Origin of the sequence: Streptomyces silvisoli, from assembly GCF_029269905.1 — a bacterium.
Lineage (GTDB): Bacteria > Actinomycetota > Actinomycetes > Streptomycetales > Streptomycetaceae > Streptantibioticus_A > Streptantibioticus_A silvisoli_A.
This window is the reverse complement of the sequence record NZ_JARJBC010000003.1, coordinates 101211-120829: the sequence shown is the minus strand read 5'-3', so window position 1 is coordinate 120829 and position 19619 is coordinate 101211. Positions and strand designations below refer to the sequence as shown.

The 19619-nt window shown below is 70.5% G+C and carries 20 protein-coding genes, 2 pseudogenes and 2 riboswitches; of the genes and pseudogenes, 12 read left to right on the top strand and 10 right to left on the bottom strand.

All coding sequences use genetic code 11. From position 1 onward, the window contains the following. Positions 1 to 23: 23 nt before the first annotated feature. From P3G67_RS06110 to P3G67_RS06100, 3 genes and pseudogenes are all read right to left on the bottom strand, one after another. Positions 24 to 590, bottom strand: coding sequence for a GNAT family N-acetyltransferase (locus P3G67_RS06110; RefSeq protein WP_276092551.1), 567 nt, complete (start codon positions 588 to 590; stop codon positions 24 to 26). Between the two features lie 230 nt (positions 591 to 820). Beyond that, positions 821 to 1003, bottom strand: a complete 183-nt coding sequence (locus P3G67_RS06105; protein ID WP_276092550.1) for a hypothetical protein — start codon at positions 1001 to 1003, stop codon at positions 821 to 823. A 41-nt stretch (positions 1004 to 1044) separates the two neighbouring features. Further along, positions 1045 to 1695, bottom strand: a pseudogene (locus P3G67_RS06100) (5-methyltetrahydropteroyltriglutamate--homocysteine S-methyltransferase); the annotation flags it as partial. Then, a riboswitch (cobalamin riboswitch) is annotated at positions 1688 to 1906 on the bottom strand. It overlaps the preceding pseudogene by 8 nt. A gap of 480 nt (positions 1907 to 2386) precedes the next feature. Then, positions 2387 to 2596, top strand: a riboswitch (cobalamin riboswitch). Between the two features lie 33 nt (positions 2597 to 2629). Between P3G67_RS06100 and P3G67_RS06095 the strand changes: the two are divergent. After that, positions 2630 to 3757 carry a HoxN/HupN/NixA family nickel/cobalt transporter gene (locus P3G67_RS06095; protein WP_276092549.1) on the top strand — a complete coding sequence of 376 codons (1128 nt, stop codon included), beginning with the start codon at positions 2630 to 2632 and terminating at the stop codon, positions 3755 to 3757. A 111-nt stretch (positions 3758 to 3868) separates the two neighbouring features. Here P3G67_RS06095 and P3G67_RS06090 read toward each other — a convergent pair. Next, a pseudogene (locus P3G67_RS06090) lies at positions 3869 to 4072 on the bottom strand (glycosyltransferase family 2 protein); the annotation flags it as partial. Between the two features lie 77 nt (positions 4073 to 4149). Beyond that, positions 4150 to 4341 carry a DUF2795 domain-containing protein gene (locus P3G67_RS06085; protein ID WP_276092548.1) on the bottom strand — a complete coding sequence of 64 codons (192 nt, stop codon included), beginning with the start codon at positions 4339 to 4341 and terminating at the stop codon, positions 4150 to 4152. Positions 4342 to 4693: 352 nt separating this feature from the next. Between P3G67_RS06085 and P3G67_RS06080 the strand changes: the two genes are divergently transcribed. Then, positions 4694 to 4933, top strand: coding sequence for a hypothetical protein (locus tag P3G67_RS06080; protein ID WP_276092547.1), 240 nt, complete (start codon positions 4694 to 4696; stop codon positions 4931 to 4933). 49 nt (positions 4934 to 4982) lie between these two features. On the opposite strand, the gene P3G67_RS06075 is transcribed toward P3G67_RS06080, so the two are convergent. Then, the gene (locus P3G67_RS06075; RefSeq protein ID WP_276092546.1) at positions 4983 to 5717 is read right to left on the bottom strand and encodes a TetR/AcrR family transcriptional regulator; all 735 of its coding nucleotides are present in this window, start codon (positions 5715 to 5717) and stop codon (positions 4983 to 4985) included. An 85-nt stretch (positions 5718 to 5802) separates the two neighbouring features. Between P3G67_RS06075 and P3G67_RS06070 the strand changes: the two genes are divergently transcribed. Then, on the top strand, positions 5803 to 7257 hold the full coding sequence (locus P3G67_RS06070) for an MFS transporter (protein WP_276092545.1): 1455 nt from the start codon (positions 5803 to 5805) through the stop codon (positions 7255 to 7257). A 92-nt stretch (positions 7258 to 7349) separates the two neighbouring features. Continuing rightward, positions 7350 to 8081, top strand: coding sequence for an SDR family NAD(P)-dependent oxidoreductase (locus P3G67_RS06065; protein ID WP_276092544.1), 732 nt, complete (start codon positions 7350 to 7352; stop codon positions 8079 to 8081). A 227-nt stretch (positions 8082 to 8308) separates the two neighbouring features. Here the strand turns inward: P3G67_RS06065 and P3G67_RS06060 are convergent, their stop codons facing one another. Continuing rightward, the gene (locus P3G67_RS06060) at positions 8309 to 8719 is read right to left on the bottom strand and encodes a MarR family winged helix-turn-helix transcriptional regulator (RefSeq protein WP_276092543.1); all 411 of its coding nucleotides are present in this window, start codon (positions 8717 to 8719) and stop codon (positions 8309 to 8311) included. 54 nt (positions 8720 to 8773) lie between these two features. Between P3G67_RS06060 and P3G67_RS06055 the strand changes: the two genes are divergently transcribed. Both P3G67_RS06055 and P3G67_RS06050 read left to right on the top strand, forming a co-directional pair. Beyond that, positions 8774 to 9148 (top strand): cupin domain-containing protein, encoded by a 375-nt coding sequence (locus P3G67_RS06055; RefSeq protein WP_276092542.1) that lies wholly within the window; start codon positions 8774 to 8776, stop codon positions 9146 to 9148. 58 nt (positions 9149 to 9206) lie between these two features. Then, a complete protein-coding gene (locus tag P3G67_RS06050; protein ID WP_276092541.1) occupies positions 9207 to 9794 on the top strand; it encodes a nuclear transport factor 2 family protein in 588 nt (195 codons plus the stop codon). Positions 9795 to 9862: 68 nt separating this feature from the next. Here the strand turns inward: P3G67_RS06050 and P3G67_RS06045 are convergent, their stop codons facing one another. Next, positions 9863 to 10543 (bottom strand): hypothetical protein, encoded by a 681-nt coding sequence (locus tag P3G67_RS06045; protein ID WP_276092540.1) that lies wholly within the window; start codon positions 10541 to 10543, stop codon positions 9863 to 9865. A 403-nt stretch (positions 10544 to 10946) separates the two neighbouring features. On the opposite strand from P3G67_RS06045, the gene P3G67_RS06040 reads away from it, so the two are divergent. After that, positions 10947 to 12119 carry an acyl-CoA dehydrogenase family protein gene (locus tag P3G67_RS06040; protein WP_276092539.1) on the top strand — a complete coding sequence of 391 codons (1173 nt, stop codon included), beginning with the start codon at positions 10947 to 10949 and terminating at the stop codon, positions 12117 to 12119. A 90-nt stretch (positions 12120 to 12209) separates the two neighbouring features. On the opposite strand, the gene P3G67_RS06035 is transcribed toward P3G67_RS06040, so the two are convergent. Next, a complete protein-coding gene (locus P3G67_RS06035) occupies positions 12210 to 12605 on the bottom strand; it encodes a hypothetical protein (RefSeq protein ID WP_276092538.1) in 396 nt (131 codons plus the stop codon). A 213-nt stretch (positions 12606 to 12818) separates the two neighbouring features. On the opposite strand from P3G67_RS06035, the gene P3G67_RS06030 reads away from it, so the two are divergent. The 5 genes from P3G67_RS06030 to fxsA all read left to right on the top strand — a co-directional run bounded on the left by P3G67_RS06030 (position 12819) and on the right by fxsA (position 18885). Further along, positions 12819 to 13259 (top strand): Lrp/AsnC family transcriptional regulator, encoded by a 441-nt coding sequence (locus tag P3G67_RS06030; RefSeq protein WP_255925064.1) that lies wholly within the window; start codon positions 12819 to 12821, stop codon positions 13257 to 13259. 47 nt (positions 13260 to 13306) lie between these two features. Continuing rightward, on the top strand, positions 13307 to 14941 hold the full coding sequence (locus tag P3G67_RS06025) for an amidohydrolase (protein WP_276092537.1): 1635 nt from the start codon (positions 13307 to 13309) through the stop codon (positions 14939 to 14941). 672 nt (positions 14942 to 15613) lie between these two features. Beyond that, positions 15614 to 17275, top strand: coding sequence for an apolipoprotein N-acyltransferase (gene lnt / locus P3G67_RS06020; RefSeq protein WP_391858207.1), 1662 nt, complete (start codon positions 15614 to 15616; stop codon positions 17273 to 17275). Further along, entirely contained in the window at positions 17275 to 18060 is a 786-nt protein-coding gene (locus P3G67_RS06015; protein WP_269854804.1) for a polyprenol monophosphomannose synthase, read from the top strand. Before lnt ends, P3G67_RS06015 begins: the two co-directional genes overlap by 1 nt. Before the next feature lie 249 nt (positions 18061 to 18309). Continuing rightward, positions 18310 to 18885, top strand: coding sequence for an FxsA family membrane protein (gene fxsA, locus P3G67_RS06010; RefSeq protein WP_276092536.1), 576 nt, complete (start codon positions 18310 to 18312; stop codon positions 18883 to 18885). Between the two features lie 75 nt (positions 18886 to 18960). Here fxsA and P3G67_RS06005 read toward each other — a convergent pair whose 3' ends face one another. Beyond that, positions 18961 to 19335 (bottom strand): RNA polymerase-binding protein RbpA, encoded by a 375-nt coding sequence (locus P3G67_RS06005; RefSeq protein ID WP_255925068.1) that lies wholly within the window; start codon positions 19333 to 19335, stop codon positions 18961 to 18963. Positions 19336 to 19619 lie beyond the last annotated feature (284 nt).

Below are 19619 nucleotides of genomic sequence, written 5' to 3'. Positions count from 1 at the left end.
TGGTGGGAGTTGGCGCCCGGCCCTCAGCACCAAGCGGTTGACGCATCGGTGAGCGCTGGATGGCACGGAGCGAGAAAGACGACCTGCGTACGCCCGTCGGTTGGCTTGCCGGGAGAGGGGAAGAGGATCTGCCGCCAGCCACGACAGCGGAAGAAGGTCATCGTGGCCCGGTCGCCCGGATCGGCGGCCACCCAGGCCCGGTCGTCCAGCGCGGGCAGCAGCAGGACGTCCAGCAGCCTCGTGCCGACACCTCTGCCTCGGGCCACGGGTGCAACCGTCAGGTCCGTGATCTGCATCGCGTCCGCCAGCGGCTGGTGCGAACGCCAGGCGTCCGGCGCGGGATGCGTGGGAACGGGGTCCACCGACCGCACGGCCGTACCGAAGCCGCACAGCCGACTGCCGATGCTCGCTGTGACCGCCAGGAATCCCGGTTTGCGGACGTCGTGGGCAAGCCGGTCGCGCAAGCCACCGATTTGCTGTTCGACGTGCCGCGTGGAGTGGCCCTGCGTTGACAGACGCCGCAGATGCACGAACTCCTCGACGATCGCGAGCGCCGACTCACCGGGGTAGACGGTGGGGTTGGCGTCCATGTTCTCGACGGACCCGGGGCGGATCTCCCCGGAGAGAGGGGTGGTTCGGCGTGCCCGAGAGGCCCACAGAAGAGGCGTCCGACGGCGACGTGGCTGCGCGGGCGGCTGACCCGGTGCCGTGCCGGCCACCGGATACGGCACGTACGTGCGCCGGTCCGGGGCGATGGTCAGTCGCCCGCCAGCCGGGGCCGGGACGCGCGAGGCGTCCCGGCCCTTCGTGATCGGCAGGCTCAGGACGGGAGCAGCTCAGCGCGAACCGTGCGGGCCGTGGTGACCAGGCTCTCCAGCGAGTCACAGGTCTCCGGCCAACCGCGGGACTTCAACCCGCAGTCGGGGTTGACCCACAGCCGTTCGGCGGGGATCGCCTTCAGCGCGGTGCGCAGTAGGGCCGCGGCCTCCTGTGCGCTCGGCACGCGTGGGGAGTGGATGTCGTACACGCCGGGCCCTGCCTCACGACCAGCAGCTTGGGCCGGTCGGCGAGTGTGTCGAGGGTGCGGTAAGCGCGCTGGGCGGCGTTCAGTTCGGCTGGGGTGCGGTCCTGGACCAGGGCGGGCTCGTCGAACTGCATCCACTGGGCGCCCGCGGCCCGCAGGTCGGCGAGGATCTCGGCGTACACCGGCAGCAGCCGGTCCAGCAGCGTCAGCGGATCGAAGTCAGCTGCCACGCCGGGCGCGGGCTGGGCGAGCAGGAGGTAGGTGACGGGGCCGACGATGACGGGCCGCGGCGTCAGACCCAGAGCGAGAGCCTCCTTGAACTCCGCGACCTGCTTGCCCGAGTCGGCAGTGAAGACCGTGTCCGGTCCCAACTCCGGGACGAGATAGTGGTAGTTGGTGTCGTACCACTTGGTCATCTCCAGCGGCGCCACGTCCTGGGTGCCGCGGGCCATCGCGAAGTAGCCGTCCATGGCGTCCGATTCGACGGCGGCGCGATGGCGTTCGGGGATCGCACCGACCATGACGGTGGTGTCCAGGACGTGGTCGTAGTACGAGAAGTCGCCGGTCGGCACCTCGTGGATACCGGTTCCGACCAGCTCCTGCCAGTTCGCGCGGCGAAGTTCGGCCGCGGTGGCGCGGAGGTCGGCAGCGGTGACGCGGTCCTTCCAGTAGGGGCAGTTGGCAGGTCTTCGGACTCGCGGGCACGTCCTCACCGAGGAGGACACCTACTGGCCGTCGCTTCCCAGGCCCGGATGGGCCCAGTGCGTATGACGGCGGTCGTTCCCGCTCACCGCTGCGGGGCAGTCCCGGATTCCCACCGGGTTCCCTCTTACGACGCATCCCGCCTGGCGGACGGGGCGAACCAGCTGCACCGGCCAGCCTAAGGGGCCGTCCAATGACCGGGTGGGGCACGTCCATCATTCGGATGGTGAGCTGAAACACGCGGTCGCGGAGCTTGAAATGAGCGGAGGGCGGGAAGCGCCGCCCTCGCGCCTCCCGCTTACTCCTCTGGAACGACTCGGCGATCGAGGCGACGTGTCGAGCCCGATCAGGTCGGCCAGCTTCAGCGGCCCCATGGGGTGGGCGTGGCCCAATGGCATCGAGGAGGCGTGCGATCTCGGGGGCGCGCAGGCTGTAACGGACGATGCGGCCGTCCTTGTCGGTTTGGACTGCGCCGGATGCGCGGAGCAGCCTCAGTGCCTGGGAGACCGCGGTGTCCCGGATGCCGGTGGTTCGTCAGTGGCGCGTTGGTGCGCGCGGTCCGGCGGAACCAGGTGCATGCGGCCATTCTCGCCGCGTTTCCCCTTGGCAACCAAGACACCTGCGTACCTTCGCAGACTTGTAGCCACAATGGCCGGACCTCTACCGTGGTCCCGCCGTGGTGCTCGGGAAGACCGGTGACAGCCCTGACAAGGGCTGAAGTCCGGAGCGGCCCTCGCCACTGTGATTGGGGAGTTGACGCACCTCCGCCGCCAGGCGGTCGCCACTGGTGACTTTCGGGTCGCTGGGAAGGTCGGGTGCGTCGGCGTTCGACCCGTCAGCCAGGAGACCGGCCACGGCACCGCACAAGTCCCCGTCCACGAGGTGCTGGAGAGGCTCCCTGAGATGACCCTGTCCGAAAACTCCCCGACAGCCGCCGCAGAAGTGGTGATTCCGGCCACGCCGGTGATCCGCTGGGAACGCAAGGACTGGATACGCACCGGCGGTCTGCTGGCGGTGATAGCCGCACTGCACGTCGTCGCCTTCGCGATCCTGGTGGCGATGGTCGCGCCACACCACTACACCGTCGGCAAGCAGGTCTTCGGCCTCGGTCTGGGCGTCACCGCGTACACCCTGGGCATGCGGCACGCCTTCGACGCCGACCACATCGCGGCCATCGACAACACCACCCGCAAGTTGATGGCCGACGGCAAGCGCCCCATCTCGGTCGGGTTCTGGTTCGCCCTCGGCCACTCCACCATCGTGGTCCTGCTCGCCGGCGGTATCGCGGCCGGAGCGCGTTTCGCCACCACCTTGACCAATGACAACTCCAGTACCCGCCAGACGCTCGGCGTGGTCAGCACCAGCGTCTCCGGGGGCTTCCTCTATCTGATCGCCGCCCTCAACCTGCTCTCCCTGGCTGGCATCTACCGGGTCTTCAAGGCCATGCGGGCGGGCCAGTTCGACGAGCACGAACTGGAGAAGCACCTGGATTCGCGCGGCTTCATGAACCGCATCCTGGGACGGCTCACCAAGTCCATCACCCGTCCCGGCCAGATGTACCCGGTGGGCCTGCTGTTCGGCATCGGCTTCGACACCGCCACCGAGGTGACGTTGATGGTGATGGCGGGCTCCGGCGCCGCCGCCGGACTGCCCTGGTACGCGATCTTGTGCCTGCCGCTGCTGTTCGCCGCCGGAATGAGCCTGTTCGACACCCTTGACGGCACCTTCATGAACTTCGCCTACCACTGGGCCTTCTCCAACCCGGTGCGCAAGGTCTACTACAACCTCACCATCACCGGCCTGTCCATCGCGGTCGCCTTCCTCATCGGCACCATCGAACTGGTCGGCGTGCTGCACGACCAGCTCAACCTGGACGACGCGGTCACCAACTGGATCTCCGGCATCGACCTGAACAACGTGGGCTTCATCATCGTCGGCCTGTTCGTGGTGGTCTGGGCCTGCGCACTGACCTACTGGCGGCTGGCCAAGGTCGAACACCGCTGGAAGCCCAAGGCCGCGGAACCGAACTGATCCTGCGGACGGTCCCTCAGCGGGCTCGCTCCGCTAGCGGGCCAGGAACGAGGCCGCCGCACGCGCCGCCAACGCCCACGACTTCGTCTCCCGCCTCCCGGAGGGCTACCGGACACGTGGATGGGTTTCGAGAAGGTCGGCCGCCGTCGTGAGCGAACCCGGCTCCCACCAGGTGTCATCGTCACAGAAAGCCAGACAGGGCGTTTCCACCTGGCGGGCGATGAGGTTGCGTCCGCAGGCACCGAGGTTCCTGCCTGGTCGCAGCAGTGCCATATCGGGATGTCGTTCGGCGACCGCCTCGGCGGTGCCGTCCGTGCGGTCGTCCCGAGCGGGTCCGACTTTGCCCTCTGCGTCGGACCCGCCCGGCGTTCGCGACGGTACGTCGGTGGGCACTACTCGCCGAATACGGCCTTGCTCACCTCGGCGGGGTTCTCGTAGGTCTTCTTCTGCAGGTGGGAGAGCTCCTCCGTGACCTCCTTGGGGGCGTGGTTACGCTTGGCGCGCTCCATCAACTTGTCGCGGTCGGTCGGGTAGTCGGCTCCCGATAGAGCCTTCTGCAGATCGACGGGGCTCAGGCGTGCCATGCCTACCTCCGATGTCGTCGAAGAACGTCGATGCTTCCGGCACCCTTGCGGCGCCGTCAGCAAAGCGGACTATTCGATTTGTTTCACTCGTTTTCCTGATTGCAACCCGTATGTCTGACCCGGCCGCCTCGGTGAGTGCACGTCGTGCGGGTACCGACGGTTTGGTAGGTGGCAGCCCGCGCGCTGGCTGTGGAAGCCGCAGGGTGGCCGGCTACTCCTCCTCGGGCGGCATCCGGCACACCGCCCCGCCCGGCGGCCGTGCCGCCTCCCGGTCGATCTCGTAATCCACACGGCCCAAGGCCCAGGGGGAGTTCGAGTCGCTGTCTGTCTTCCGGTCGCTACGCTCCCGGCCATGGCCGAAAACGTGCAACTCGATGGGCAGGACGCCGATCACATCGCGCGAGTGCTCACCAACCTCGCCAACCTGGTCGACCCGGCGACCAACACGCAGCAACCCCTGAACGAACGGCAGCTCTACGTGCTGGCGGGCGGCATCTCGATCGCGCGTGACCCCGGTCAGTGGGCCGAGGTCCTGCGGCGCCACGCGGAGACCATCTATCAGCAACGTGGGGAGGACGGCGCGCGACTCTGACTCCTCGCCGTGCCAGAGAGAGCGCGGACCGCGGAACCCCAGGGACGAGTCAGGTTGCCTGCGCCTGGCCTCGGTGGGACGCGAGACCGTCGAGCATCAGGTCGATGGTGAAGTCGAAGCGTTCGTGGTCGGTTCCTGTGGTGAGTTCGGCGGCATAGCGCTTGGTCTGCGGGAAGGTGTCGGGCAGGTTGGAGAACCGGCTCAGCAGTTCGTCCCGGCTGACGACCCACTCGTTGCCGGAGCGGCTTAGCAGGGAGAGCTCAAGGGTGTAGGCGTTGACGTAGAGCGTCAGGGAGTCGATACCCCAGGCGGCGGTCTGCGGGGCGACGCCTCCGGCGAGCAGGATGCCGAGCATGCCTTCGGCGAGGCGCAGCGTGTCCTCGTTGGTGGGGGCGGCAGCGAGCGCGGCCCGGGAGATGCCGGGGTAGCGCAGGTACTGGTCGCGCATCTGGGTGCAGACGCTGGTGATCTGCTCCCGCCAGGCGGCGGGGTCCGGCTCGGGCAGGTCGATCTCGGCGCACAGACGGCCGATGAGCAGCTCGTCCAGGTCGTCCTTGTTGACGACGTGGGCGTACAGCGATGCCGGCCCGGTGTCCAAAGCGGCTGCCACGCGGCGCATGGTCAGGGCCTCGTAACCGTCGCGCGCCACGATGTCGAGGGCCGCGTCGACGACGGCGTCCACGGTGATCGGCTTCGCTCGCCGACCTCGCGCCGGCGGCGCACTCGCATCGGGAACGGGCTGATGGTGCCGCGCTGCGCGCCGTTGCTGAGGTGTCGGTGGCATGTTCGGAGCATACCGGATGAACGAACTTCGTTCCATATTTGGCGAACGCTGTTCGGCTTGACACGAGCATCGTTCCAGTAGTCGAATGCCGTTCGTGTATACCGAACAGTGCTCCTCGCCCGGCGGCGTCAACGCCGTGCTGCCGCTGCGTGCCGCGTGGCTCGTGCTTGTTGTCGTCTTCCTCGGCGAGATCATGGATCTCATCGACTCCAGCGTCGCCAACCTCGCCGGGCCGTCCATCCGGGCCGACCTCGGTGGCGGGCCGATGACCCTGCAGTGGGTGCTGTCCGCCTACACCGCGGCCTTCGCGCTCGGTCTGATCACCTCGGGCCGACTCGGCGATCTGATCGGCCGCCGCCGACTGTTCCTGATAGGTATGGCCGGGTTCACCCTCACCTCGCTGGCCTGCGGACTCGCCCTCAGCCCCGCCTTCCTGATCGTCGCGCGACTGCTGCAGGGCCTGTTCGGATCCGTGCTGATACCGCAGGGCATGGCGCTGGTGAAGATCGTCTTCCCGCCTGAACTCCTGCGCAAGGCGCTGATGCCGTTCGGCCCGATCATGGGCCTGGCCACGGTCGGCGGGCCGATCCTCGCCGGCTGGCTGCTGCACCTGGACCTGTTCGGCAGCCAGTGGCGCTCGATCTTCCTGATCAACGTGCCCTTCGGCGTCATCGCCCTCGCGCTCGGCTGGCGCGTGCTGCCCCGCCGTGGCGGCGAGGATCCCGGCGCCCGCCTCGACCTGACCGGTGTGGGCCTGCTCACCGCCGGCTCCACCCTGCTGATCATCCCGCTCATCCAGGGGCGCGAACTCGACTGGCCGGCCTGGACCTACACCATGATGGCCGGCTCGGTCGTGATGCTCGCGCTGTTCGTCGTCTCCGAGCGCCGCAGCAGCCATCCGGTCATCGCACCGTCCCTGTTCCGCAAGCGCAGCTTCGTGGTCGGCCTGATGATCGTCGCCGGGTTCTACGGCGCGCTGAGCGCGTTCGTCCTGGTCGTCAACCTGCTACTGCAACTCGGCATGGGTTGGACGCCGCTGCGCACCGGCCTGACGCTGATTCCCTGGGCCCTGGGCACCGCCGTCGCCGTTCTGTTCGGCGGCGGAACGCTCGCGGGGAAGCTGGGGCGTGCCGCCCTGCACATCGGGCTGTCCATCGCCGTCATCGGCCTGCTCGCCCTGTGGTGGTCCACCGCCCACTGGGGCACCGGCATCACGGTGTGGAAGCTGACACCGTCGCTGTTCCTGACCGGTTTCGGCGCGGGCCTGGTGTTCATCCCGCTGTTCGACTTCATCCTCGGCGACGCCACCGCCGAGGAAGTCGGCACCGGCGCGGGCATGCTCAACGCCGTCCAGCAGTTCGCCAACGCCATCGGCGTCGCCGCTCTGGGCACCGCGTTCTTCGCCCGCGTGGGACACCCTTCCACACACTCCTACTTCGCCGCCGCACAACTGATCCTCGCCATCTGCGCCGGCCTGTACTTCCTGACCCTGCTGCTCGTCGGGCTCCTGCCCAAGCACTCACAGCAGGCCCAAGGGTGAACCCGGGCTCCGGGAGTGGAGTTCTCCCTGCCCTGGGCCGGGCGGACCAACAGCACCGGGCAAGGCCCTTCCTGCAACGTAAGGAAAACGGCATGACGACGAAGACCGCGCTCATCACCGGCACCAGCCGCCCACTAGGCCTCGGCTTCGCGGTCGCCCGCCAACTCGCCGAGCTCGGCTACCACGTGATCCTCACCGCGCGCGACGTCTCCCGCGCCGAATCCCTGGCCGCACAACTGCGCCAGGAAAAACACCAGGCGACAGCCCTTCGCCTCGACCTCACCGATGCGGCCAGCATGGACGAGGCCGCCGACTACCTCGCCCGGACCTTCGGCCACCTGGACGCCCTGGTCAACAACGCATCCGACGCCGTCGACTTCACCGTGCTGTCCGCGCTGGACGCCGACCCCGACGCCGTGCGCTCCGCGCTGGAGGTCGACGTGGTCGGCCCCTGGCGTCTGGTCCAGTCGCTGCTGCCTCTGCTGAAAGCCGCCCCCGCCGCCCGCATCGTCAACGTCTCCAGCATCTCCGCCCAGCAGATCGCCACCGGGCTCGACCTCGGCGCCAGCCTGCGCGCACCGGCCCACTCCTTCGCCAAACACACGCTCAACGTCCTGACCACCGTGCTGGCTCGGGCCCTGAAGGACACGCCCATCCTCGTCAACGCCGTCGACCCGGGCGAGACCGCCACCCACCCCGAACGCGGCGACGAAGACGACGCACGTCCCGCCAGTGAAAGCGCACGCGGTGTCGTGTGGGCAGCGACCCTGGACGAGGACGGGCCCACCGGCCAACTCCTCCATGACAGAAGGCCACTGACCTGACGGCGACCCCGAAACCTTGCGATCCTGCCACGACTCGACGCTTTCTGCGGGGCGTCGCGAAGGGCGACCTGCCGTCACGAAGCCGATGATCTGGTCGGCGTTGCAGCGGAGCTGGCGCGTACCTGCGACACCCTCGAATGCGGTGGCTCGCCGACGTCCGTTCATTGGCGGATGATGCGGGGTTGTCCTGCAACCATCAAGGAACATGTGCGACTTTGCCGGTGCGCTCACCACACCGGGCGGAACGGGACGGGCTGGTCGCCGTAGACGTGGTCGATGTAGGCGCGCAGGTCCTGGTCGAGTGCGGCGAGGCGGTCGGGGCCGATGATGTCGGCGAACCGCTGTTCCACCTCCGCCCACAGTCGGTCGGCCAGGTGCACGTAGTCGTGGCCGCGTTCGGTGAGGGTGAGCGACTGTGCCCGTTTGTCGAGGGGGTGGGGTTGGCGTTGCACGTAGCCCCAGTCCTGGAGCTCGGCGACGGCCTTGGAGGCGGCCTGCTTGGTGATACCCAGATGGGCGGCGAGGTCGACGGTGGTGGCGCCCGGGTGGGCGGCGAGGTAGCGGAAGGTGTAGCCGTGCGCGGGACGTAGCGGTTCGCGTCCGAGTTCGGCCAGGCGGCTGTGGAAGTGGTCGGTCATCGCCCGGTAGGCGAAGTGGTCAAGCAGGTTGACTATATCCCCTGGAGGAGCGTCATGCCCCTGTCCACCCTCGCCGGTGCGCCGGTCTTCGACCGCGACGGCTTCACCTTCCGTCCGCTGGCCGTGCCCTCCCGGGGCAGCACCGAACTGGCCGTCTGGTCACTGGAGTTGGCGCCGGGCGCACAAAGCGAACCGCACCACATGGACCGAGAAGAGGTGTTCGTCGTCCTCGACGGCGAGGTGTCGGCCAGCGTCGCGGGCGAGGAGGTGCTCGCCGGGCCGGGCGATGCCGTCATCGTCCCCGCCCGCTCCGTCCTGCGGCTGCGCAACGCCTCAACGCAGGCCCCGGCGGCGGTCACGGCGGTCACATCGGCCGGTATGAAGGCGACCGTCGGCGGCACCACCTTCCCGCCGCCCTGGGCACAGTGAGCCAAATCCTCCACGGCAGGCGCGCCGCCGCGCCTCCGTCCAGCAGAAAGGTCCGCTCATGGATGACGTCACCGAGGTGTCACAGCTGATCCTGCGCGAGCGCCGAAGCCGCGATCGGGGCTGGTGGTCGCGGATGGGGGAGTGCCTGGCGGCTGACGCGGCCATCCGCCTCAGCTGGTTTCGCGGCAGCGGCGCCGACTTCGTGGCCGCCTCGCGGGAGATGGCCGCCCGCGGTGACAGCGCGACCCACACCCTCGGCCCGCCCGTCGTGGACGTTCTCGGCGCGAAGGCCGTGGTGGAGGTCGCCGCCGCCATCCACATGCGTGGCGAACTCAACGGCGTCGAGGCGGACCTCACCTCACACGCACGGCTCCTGTACCGCGCCGAGCGGCGTACGGGCCGCTGGCTGATCATCTCCCTGGACCCCGTCTACGAGCGGGACAGCCTGGTCCCCAGCGTGCCGGGAACACACCTGGAGATCGACCCGGACACCCTGGCCGGGACGCGGCCCTCCTACCGGATGCTCACCCACCTGCTCAACGCCAGGGGCTACCCCGTCGCCGACGACCTTTACGGCGACGACCGCCCCGCACCGGTCCAGCGGCTCTACCGGTCGCTTTTCGACTGGCTCGATCCCAAGGGCTGAGCCGCCAGCCATGGCTGGGCGCCAAGCCGACCGGTGTGTCAGGAGCGTCAACCCGCTTGCCGCGGGCGCTACTTCCGCTGGCCGCTCTTCGTGATGCCCAGGACCTGCTCCGCCGTCGTCCAGTCGTGGGCGATCGCCTGTTGGGCGGCGGACAGGGTTACCTGGTTCTTGCAGACGGCGCTGTGCAGTCGGGCCTCGACCTTGTCCTTGTCGTTGTTGGGGCCGGAGCCGGGAGTGTGGCCCGGGGACGGGGGCTCGACCCACAGGTTGCGGGCGTCGTTCGGGTCACCGCCGAGTTCCAGACTGACCAGGTGGTCGTACTCCGCGTCGCGCAGCGACTGGGTGTAGCCGTAGGACTTGGCGTTGGCCTCCTTCTCGCGGCCGGTGATGCTCACCGGTGGCCGGATGCCGGAGGTGTAGCCGGAGCGGCAGATGGTGGAGGCCAAAGTCGCCTGGGTGACCTTGGGGTTGAGCGCGCCCGGCGTGCAGGACGGGTCGGGCAGCGGCTGGTTGTGCTCGTAGCGGAAGTGGCAGGACCCCGGGGCGGGCTGTGGCTGTACTCGGTAGGCGGGCTGTGGGCCCGGACCCTGCGGGATCGAGCCACTGGCGCCGGACGGGGCCGCAGCGGACGGCGGCGCGCCCTTGTTGCCGTTGTCCTGCTGGCCGGTTGACCCCTTCGAGCCGGAACAGGACGCGAGCAGCAGCGCCGATGCCAGGACCAGCAGCGTGCGGCGGATGGTGGTGGGCACGGTGACTTTTCCCCTCCCGGCCGGGCGGATCGGACCGTTCCAAGACTGCCCGCCGGCTGTTGTCCGGAACCGGCCGGTGCGACGCCGCGCCCCCGTACCGGTAACGGCGGGCCATCGTACGCCGGAGCCGCCCCCCGCAGTTAACTGACGGTTTATCAGATAGTGGGTGGATCCCGTCGCGGTGCCCGCCAGCTGGGAAGTCACCGGGGCGGAGAGCCGTGGGGCGTGGTCCACACCCCGTGACGGACGGCCCCTGATCGGGCATACTCCAACCGCCACAGGCCGCTGATCAGCCACGACCGTAACCCGGTGGGCGATCATCGGCATTGGGTAATCCATCGCGGCGGCGTCGGCCACCCCCCTGCGTCCGCCGCCGACCCGCCCGACAGGGAGGAGCGCCGCCATGCCAAACGACGGCCCGCAGCCGGTCGAACGACAACTGCCCACCGAGGAGGCCCGCGATCTTCTCGGACTCACCCGCGAGCTCGCCGCGCGGGAGATCCGGCCCCGGGCCGCCGAGGAGGAGGACGCGGGAAGCTTCCCCCGCGACACCTTCGCCACCATCGGTGCCGCCGGTCTGCTCGGCCTGCCGTACCGGGAGGAGTACGGCGGCGGTGAGCAGCCGTACGAGGTGTACCTCCAGGTGCTCGAGGAACTCGCGGCGGCCCGGCTCACCGTGGGCCTCGGCACCAGCGTGCACACCCTGGCCTGCCATGCCGTCGCCCAGTTCGGCACCAAGGAGCAGCGCGGCGAACACCTCCCGGCGATGCTCGGCGGCTCACTGCTCGGCGCGTACTGCCTCTCCGAACCGGCCTCCGGCTCCGATGCCGCGAGCCTGCGCACCCGTGCGGTGCGCGACGGTGGCGAGTGGGTGATCAACGGCACGAAGGCATGGATCACCCACGGCGGGGTGGCCGACTTCTACACCGTGCTGGCCCGCACCGGTGGCGAGGGTCCGCGGGGCATCACCGCGTTCCTGGTGCCAGGCGACGCGGAGGGGCTCAGCGCCGCCGCGCCGGAGCGGAAGATGGGGCTCAAGGGCTCGCCCACCGCCCAGCTGCACTTCGACGGCGTAAGGGTGCCGGACGCCCGGCGGATCGGCGAGGAGGGCCAGGGCTTCACCATCGCCCTGTCCGCCCTGGACTCCGGCCGCCTGGGCATCGCGGCCTGCGCCATCGGCGTCGCACAGGCCGCCCTTGACGAGGCGCTGGCCTTCACCGCGGAGCGTCAGCAGTTCGGGCGCCCGCTGGTGGACTTCCAGGGCCTGCGGTTCATGCTCGCCGACATGGCGACCGGCATCGAGGCGGGCCGGGCGCTCTACCTGACCGCCGCCCGGCTGCGGGACGCCGGCCGGTCGTTCGGCAAGCAGGCGGCGATGGCCAAGCTGTACTGCACGGACACCGCGATGCGGGTGACCACCGACGCGGTCCAACTCCTCGGCGGATACGGCTATACGGCCGACTTCCCCGCCGAGCGCTACATGCGCGAGGCGAAGGTGCTGCAGATCGTCGAGGGCACCAACCAGATCCAACGCATGGTCATCGCACGCCACTTGGCGGGGCCGGAAAGCCGCTAGGCGCCCTTCCGGCGGGATCCTGCCCGGAGCCGCAAGCCCACGGGCTTGGGGTGGTCCGAGGACGGCAGCCCTCGGACCACCCCAACTCCGTTATCGCCGGGGCCGGTTCGCGTGCGAGAACGGCTGGGTCCGCCAGTCAAGCCCCTCGGGGAGGGTGAGCAGCGACGCCACGTCCTGCTCGTCCGCCCCGTCGTCGTCGACCGGCGCCGCGTCCTCGACGGCGCTGCCGGAACCCGCGCACACCGTGAGCCCGAAGGGGTTCCACGGGGTCGGGCACAAAGCGTGCTCCGGCAGCACCTCCTCGTCCGCGAGCAGCGCGATGGGGCGGCCGCACTCCGGGCACTGCACCCGGAAAATCCCGTAGATCTCCTCGTCCCCGTCCCCGAACGCCTCCGTGACGTCGTCTTCCGCACCGCCGTCGACGTCCTGCGTGACGTCCCCGGCGAAGTCCTCGTCGAGCACCGGTTGCCGCTTGCCTGCACGCATGATGGATCTCCCCCTGTGACACCTTCTGGTGGGACGGCCCGGCCCGTGGCCACGACCTGAGCTGAGCATTTCCCGTCACCCCCGGTCGATAATCGCAACGCCAGGGACGACCGGTGGCACGGGCTGTGGCGTTAATCACACGAGGGGGCGCACGGGGCGCATGGGTAACGCTCGTTGTGCCTGAGCGGCGTGGTGGCAGTAGGTTGATCGGTCGTGGAGGAGTTGGACCGGCAGATCGTGGAATTGCTCGTCGCCGACGGGCGGATGAGCTACACCGACCTGGGCAGGGCCACCGGCCTGTCCACCTCGGCGGTGCACCAACGGGTACGGCGACTGGAGCAACGGGGGGTGATCCGCGGCTACGCGGCGATCGTAGACCCGGAAGCGGTCGGCCTGCCGCTGACCGCGTTCATCTCGGTGGCGCCGTTCGACCCCAGCGCGCCCGACGACATCGCGGACCGGCTCGCCGACGTACCGGAGATCGAGGCGTGCCACAGCGTCGCCGGTGAGGAGAACTACATCCTCAAGGTGCGCGTCGCCACCCCCGGCGCCCTGGAGCACCTGCTGGCCCGGATCCGCAGCCTGGCGGGCGTGTCGACCCGTACCACCGTCGTGCTGTCCACCCCGTACGAGGCCCGGCCGCCGCATCTGTGAGCCACCCTGGCGCAGGCGCGCGCAGCGCGGGCGCCAGACTGGTGACCATGAACGAGCGCACCCCGGGCACCGTGCTGCTGCGCGGCGGCACCGTGTACAGCCCCGCCGATCCCTTCGCCACCGCCATGGTCGTGGAGGGCGGCACCGTCGCCTGGATCGGTTCGGAAGGCGCGGCCGACGGCTTCGCCGACTCGGTGGACGAGGTCGTGCCGCTTGACGGCGCGCTCGTCACCCCGGCGTTCACCGACGCCCATGTGCACGCCACGGCCACCGGTCTGGCGCTGACCGGCCTGGACCTGTCCGGCGCCCGCGACCTCGGCGACACGCTGGCCCGGGTCACCGGCTACGCGGCCGAGCACCCCGGGCACCGGGTACTGCTCGGCCACGGCTGGGACGCCGCCCGCTGGCCCGGGTCGCGCACCCCGACCCGCGTCGAACTCGACGCCGCCACCGGTGGCCGTCCGCTGTACCTGACCCGCGCGGACATGCACTCCGCCGTGGTCACCACCGCGATGCTCGACCTGGTCCCGGACGTCGAGAAGCTGACCGGCTACCACCCCGAGGGGCCGCTGACCCGGGACGCCCACCACGCGGTGCGCCGCGCCGCACAGGACGCCATCGCGCCCGAGCAGCGCGGCGCCGCCCAGCGGGCCGCGCTGCGCGAGGCCGCCTCGCTGGGCATCGGCGCGCTGCACGAGTGCGCGGGACCGCAGATCAGCGGCGAGGACGATCTGACCGCACTGCTGCGGCTGGCCGCCGAGGAGCCCGGACCGCGGGTACTGGCCTACTGGGCGGAGGCGGCGCTGTCCGGCACCGACGGCGTGCTGGACCGGGTGCGTGACCTCGGCGCGCTGGGCGCGGCGGGTGACCTGTTCGCGGACGGGGCGCTGGGCTCGCACACCGCCTGCCTGCACCAGCCGTACGCCGACGCCGACCACACCACCGGCAGCGCGTATCTGACCGCGGAGCAGATCGCCCAGCACGTGGGCGCCTGCACCGAGGCCGGGATGCAGGCCGGGTTCCACGCCATCGGCGACGCCGCGATCACCGCCGTGATCGCCGGTGTGCGGGCCGCCGCCGAGCGGCTGGGCATCGACCGGGTGCGGGCGGCCCGGCACCGGGTGGAGCACGCCGAGATGCTGGACCAGGACACCATCGCGGCTTTCGCCGACCTCGGCCTGGTCGCCTCCGTGCAGCCCGCCTTCGACGCGACCTGGGGCGGTGCGGAAGGGATGTACGCCGCCCGGCTCGGCGCCGAGCGGGCGCGCACCCTCAACCCGTACGCGGCGATGCTCAGGGCCGGGGTGCCGCTGGCGCTGGGCTCGGACAGCCCGGTCACCCCGCTCGACCCGTGGGGGACGGTGCGCGCCGCCGCCTTCCACCGCACGCCCGAGCACCGGGTCTCGGTGCGCGCCGCCTTCACCGCGCACACCCGTGGCGGCTGGCGGGCCGCCCGGCGGGACGACGCCGGGGTCCTGGTGCCGGGCGCACCGGCCGACTACGCGGTCTGGCGGGCGGGTGAGCTGGTGGTGCAGGCACCCGACGAGCGGGTGGCGAACTGGTCGACCGACCCCCGCTCCGGCACCCCTGGCCTGCCCGATCTCACTCCGGGCGAGCCGCTGCCGCGCTGCGTGCGCACGGTGGTCGGTGGACGGACGGTCTTCGAGCGGCCGAACGAGTGACACCCGTCCCGGCCGTACCGCCGAACGATGCCCACTCGGCCTGTCGCGGCCCGGCCGACGATCCCGCATTGACCTGCTGATTTGCCGAATTGCCGCAGGTCACACGGGTGTTGACAGGCTGCGGTCGCGGGCGAGTAGGTTCGGCCGAGTCCACCAGGACGACCGACCGGGATCCTCCGTGTCTTCCGTCTACCGCCGCTGGGCCATGGGGTGGCGCGCCGCACGGGCGCTCCGCCGCTGGGAGCCAGGTCCAGCGCCCGCGGCACGGAACGCGGCCCCTCACCGCTCGCGGGCGGGCCAGGGGGGAAGGGTGCCGCCCGGGCGGCAGGTGCGACCCGGGTGGGGCCCGGACGTCCAGTAGACAACGGCTCTCGGTCGATCCGCAGCCAGCGGTTCCCAGGTCGGCCCGAAGGGCGTTCCGGTCCCCATCCGCAGTCCACCGCGGCCGCCCGCGGAATCCGCCGCCCGCGACCCGCACGGAAACGCGGAGCGGAGCGTTCCATTTGGCGCGGAAAGGGTCGGCAAAACCTCCCCTTCCCAAGGCTTTGCGCCCCGGCGGCGACGGCGGGCGCTCAGTCGTTGTACGGTCACTGCACGACCATCGCGACTCAGCGTCCCCGGAAGCGCCCCGGCTTCCGCCAGCAACGGACGTCGCCCCTACGCAGAAGAGGAATGGCCGCGACCGTGCCACCGCGACCCGACACCGCCACCGCTCGACCCGTGGACGGTACCCTCGGCGCGCCCGAACCCGGCATCCGGACGGAACCGGGGCACCGGCCGGGGCGGATGCGACGGCTGGTCCGGGCCGCCCGCGCGGACTGGCGGCGCACCGCCCTCGCGGTGGCCGGCGGACTGGCGCTCACCGCCGCCTTCCCGCCCTACGACCTGTGGCCGCTGTCGATCGCCGCGGTCGCCGCGCTCACCCTGCTCACCCACCGCCGTACCGCCCGCCAGGCGGCGTGGACCGGGTTCGCCTTCGGGTTTCCGTTCTTCGTCTGGCTGCTGCAGTGGCTGCACGTGGTCGGCTGGGACGCGGTCATCGGACTGTCCGCCATCGAGGCCGCCTTCTTCGTACCGCTGGGCGCGGGACTCGCGCTGACCTCGCGGCTGCGCTGCCGGCCGCTGTGGGTCGGCTGCCTGTGGGTCGCGGAGGAACTGGTCAGGGACCGGGTGCCGTTCGGCGGCTTCCCGTGGGGGCGGCTGGCGTTCGCCAACGCGGGCTCGCCGTTCACCCCGTTCGCCGCGCTCGGCGGCGCCCCGCTGGTCACCTTCGTCGTCGCGCTGTGCGGCGGGCTGCTGGCCGCCGCCGTGCTCGCCGGGTGGCGCTCGCGCGGCCGGGGCCGGCAGGCGCTCACCGGGCTCGGCGCCGCCGTGCTGGCCCTGTTGGTGGGCGTCTGCGGCTACGCGGTACCGGTGCCGACCAACGCCGACGGGCAGCTGAAGGTCGCCGTGGTCCAGGGCAACGTGGCCCAGCCGGGGATGCACTTCCTCGGCCGCCCGATGATGATCCTCAACAACCACGTCAACGCCACCCTGCAACTCGCCCGCGACATCAAGGCGGGCCGCGCGCCCAAGCCGGACCTGGTGATCTGGCCGGAGAACTCCTCCGACCTGGACCCGTTCAGCTACCCGCAGGCGTACGACGCGATCACCGGGGCGGTACGGGCGATCGGCGTGCCGGTGCTGGTCGGCGCCCTGGTCGACGGGCCGGACGCGGACCACGTGCAGAACGAGGGCATCCTGTGGTCGCCGACCACCGGCCCCGGCGCCTCGTACACCAAGCAGCACCCGGTGCCGTTCGGCGAGTACGTGCCGTTCCGCAAGGAGCTGACCAAGGTCATCCACCGGCTGGACGAGATCCCGCGCGACTTCTACCCCGGCAAGCACACCGGCGTGATGACGATGGGCGGCGCCCGGCTCGGCGACGTGATCTGCTTCGAGGTCGCCTACGACGGGATCGTCCGGGACACGGTGAACGCGGGCGCGCGCGCCCTTGTCGTACAGACCAACAACGCCACCTACGGGCGAACCGGTCAACCCGAGCAGCAGCTCGCGATGTACCGGCTGCGGGCCGTCGAGCACGGCCGGGCGGTGGTCGCGGCGGCAACCAGCGGAATCAGCGCGCTAGTTGAACCCAACGGCACCGTCAAGCAGCGAAGCAAGGAATTCACCCGGGAGGTGCTCAATGTGAACCTCCCGCTACGCGATGGAACCACCGTTGCCGACAGGATCGGCGCGGTACCCGAGTGGACTCTCGCTATGGTGGGCGTCCTGTCCTGCGCCGCCGCGATCTGGCCTGGCAGGCGGGGACGTATGGAGGATAAGGGGAAGTAGTGAACAACGGCGACGGCGTCACCCAAGGCGGCGCCCAGGGGCGGCAGTTCGGCCCGCTCGGCACGGTACTGGTCATCATCCCGACCTACAACGAAGCCGAGAACATCAAGCCGATCGTCGCCCGGGTGCGGGAGTCCGTGCCCGAGGCGCACCTGTTGATCGCTGATGACAACAGCCCGGACGGCACCGGCAAGATCGCCGACGAGCTCGCCTCCGAGGACGACCACGTCAAAGTGCTGCACCGCAAGGGCAAGGAAGGACTCGGCGCCGCCTATCTGGCGGGCTTCCGCTGGGGCATCGACAACGGCTACGGCGTGCTGGTGGAGATGGACGCCGACGGCTCCCACCAGCCCGAGGAACTGCCGCGGCTGCTGACCGCGCTGCAGAACGCCGACCTGGTGCTGGGCTCCCGCTGGGTCCCGGGCGGCCGGGTGGTGAACTGGCCCAAGTCCCGCGAGTTCCTCTCGCGCGGCGGCAGCACCTACTCGCGTCTGATGCTGGGCGTCCCGATCCGGGACGTGACCGGCGGCTACCGGGCCTTCCGCAAGGAGACCCTGGAGGGCCTGGGCATGGACGAGGTGGCCTCGGCGGGCTACTGCTTCCAGGTCGACCTGGCCTGGCGCGCGGTCCAGAAGGGCTTCCAGGTGGTAGAGGTGCCGATCACCTTCGTGGAACGCGAGCGCGGCGACAGCAAGATGAGCCGCAACATCGTCGTGGAGGCCCTGTGGCGGGTCACCACCTGGGGCGTCAGCTCCCGGCTGAACCGGGTCCGCGGCCGCAAGTGAGCGGCGGCGCGTAGCGCCAGGTGGACGGGGTTCGCCGGGCTGCGGTGGGTTCGAGACCGCCGGTCTCGAACGTTGTGGTCGCTCGTCGGCGCGGCGGATCGTCGTTTCCGCCGTGACGGCGAGCACCCCGCGGTGCGCTCCGGTGGTATCCCGTCGGCGCAACCCGGCCACCCCACCGCGGCTTCGGCCCCCAGGGCCCGAGATGGCACCGCCGAAAGCAATCCGGCGGTGCCAGGCACAATTGGGGGTATGACCTTCGGCGCACCTGACCCGTCCCGTCCGTCGCGGCCCACCCGCTCCCGTCCCCGGCCGCTCGTCCCGCTCGCGGTGGCGGTCTGGGCGGTACTGGAGATCTGGCTGCTCACCGTGGTGGCCGGAGCGATCGGTGGCGGCATGGTGCTGCTCCTGCTGCTCGCCGGATTCCTGGTCGGCGGTTACGCGGTCAAGCGGGCCGGGCGGCGTGCCTGGCAGGGCCTGACCGGGGCGCTGCGCTCCGGCGGCCCCGAGGTGAACTCGGACGGCGCCGGGATGGAGATGCTCGGCGGCCTGCTGATCATGGTCCCGGGCTTCCTGTCGGACGCGGCCGGGCTGCTCTGCCTGTTCCCACCCACCCGCAAGGCGCTGGCCGAGGTCGCGGGCAGGGCGCTTCGGCGGTCCGCCCCCGGGTCGCTCGGCGACACCTTCCAGCAGGCACGTGGCGCGGGGGAGCGGATGCGGATGCGCTGGCCGGACGGCAAGGTGGTGCAGGGCGAGGTGATCAGCGACGGCGGCTCGCGGTCGCCGGAGCCCGGGAAGGACGCCTCCCGGCCGCCGCTGACCCCGTAACCGTACGCAGACGGCCCGGGCGGCGGCACACGCAATGTGTGCCGCCGCCCGGGCCGTGTGTCGCTGTACGCCTGGTCAGGCGGACTTGCGGTTGTCGCGCGGATGCACCGCGATGTTCATGCCGCCGGAACGAAGCACGGCCAGCCGTTCGGCCAGCACCTCTTCGAGTTCCTCACGGGTACGGCGCTCCATGAGCATGTCCCAGTGCGTACGCGCGGGCTTGGTCTTCTTCTCCTCGGGGCCCTCTCCATCCACCAAAAGCGCCTGGGCACCGCAGGCGCGGCACTCCCACTCCGGAGGAATCTCGGCCTCCATTGAGAACGGCATCTCAAAGCGATGTCCGTTCTGACATGCGTACTCCACCGTCTGGCGCGGGGCCAGATCGATGCCGCGGTCGGTCTCGTAGCTGGTCGCCCCGAGTCGCGTGCCGCGGAGAGCTCGCTCACTCATGAATCGTGCCTCCCGGGCTTGTCGCCCACAGGACAGGTGTCGCTGTCGTCGTCATCCGGTCAACGTCCGGTCGGCGGTGAAGATTCCCGATTCGGACATCTGCCCGTCGTCGCCCTCACTGGAGGCGCTAATCGCGCAGCACCGCCTGTTCGTGCCGCCCTTTGTTGTACCCGCCGCCGCCCGTTTTGTCACATCTGACAGGAGATATCACCCGTCGTTTTTGCATCCTCAGCGCGCAGTAACGGTCCATCCGGCTGGTCAACCGCGTACACTACTCCCCTTCC

What these genes read in the sequence shown, in the direction of transcription:
- P3G67_RS06025 (WP_276092537.1), top strand. Translation starts at nt 13,307, where the DNA reads ATGAACGAGCGCACCCCGGGCACCGTGCTGCTGCGCGGCGGCACCGTG.
- P3G67_RS06080 (WP_276092547.1), top strand. Translation starts at nt 4,694, where the DNA reads ATGGCCGAAAACGTGCAACTCGATGGGCAGGACGCCGATCACATCGCG.
- fxsA (WP_276092536.1), top strand. Translation starts at nt 18,310, where the DNA reads ATGACCTTCGGCGCACCTGACCCGTCCCGTCCGTCGCGGCCCACCCGC.
- P3G67_RS06060 (WP_276092543.1), bottom strand. Translation starts at nt 8,719, where the DNA reads ATGACCGACCACTTCCACAGCCGCCTGGCCGAACTCGGACGCGAACCG.
- lnt (WP_391858207.1), top strand. Translation starts at nt 15,614, where the DNA reads ATGGCCGCGACCGTGCCACCGCGACCCGACACCGCCACCGCTCGACCC.
- P3G67_RS06070 (WP_276092545.1), top strand. Translation starts at nt 5,803, where the DNA reads ATGCCGTTCGTGTATACCGAACAGTGCTCCTCGCCCGGCGGCGTCAAC.
- P3G67_RS06040 (WP_276092539.1), top strand. Translation starts at nt 10,947, where the DNA reads ATGCCAAACGACGGCCCGCAGCCGGTCGAACGACAACTGCCCACCGAG.
- P3G67_RS06035 (WP_276092538.1), bottom strand. Translation starts at nt 12,605, where the DNA reads ATGCGTGCAGGCAAGCGGCAACCGGTGCTCGACGAGGACTTCGCCGGG.
- P3G67_RS06005 (WP_255925068.1), bottom strand. Translation starts at nt 19,335, where the DNA reads ATGAGTGAGCGAGCTCTCCGCGGCACGCGACTCGGGGCGACCAGCTAC.
- P3G67_RS06095 (WP_276092549.1), top strand. Translation starts at nt 2,630, where the DNA reads ATGACCCTGTCCGAAAACTCCCCGACAGCCGCCGCAGAAGTGGTGATT.
- P3G67_RS06075 (WP_276092546.1), bottom strand. Translation starts at nt 5,717, where the DNA reads ATGCCACCGACACCTCAGCAACGGCGCGCAGCGCGGCACCATCAGCCC.
- P3G67_RS06110 (WP_276092551.1), bottom strand. Translation starts at nt 590, where the DNA reads ATGGACGCCAACCCCACCGTCTACCCCGGTGAGTCGGCGCTCGCGATC.
- P3G67_RS06055 (WP_276092542.1), top strand. Translation starts at nt 8,774, where the DNA reads ATGCCCCTGTCCACCCTCGCCGGTGCGCCGGTCTTCGACCGCGACGGC.
- P3G67_RS06065 (WP_276092544.1), top strand. Translation starts at nt 7,350, where the DNA reads ATGACGACGAAGACCGCGCTCATCACCGGCACCAGCCGCCCACTAGGC.
- P3G67_RS06050 (WP_276092541.1), top strand. Translation starts at nt 9,207, where the DNA reads ATGGATGACGTCACCGAGGTGTCACAGCTGATCCTGCGCGAGCGCCGA.
- P3G67_RS06085 (WP_276092548.1), bottom strand. Translation starts at nt 4,341, where the DNA reads ATGGCACGCCTGAGCCCCGTCGATCTGCAGAAGGCTCTATCGGGAGCC.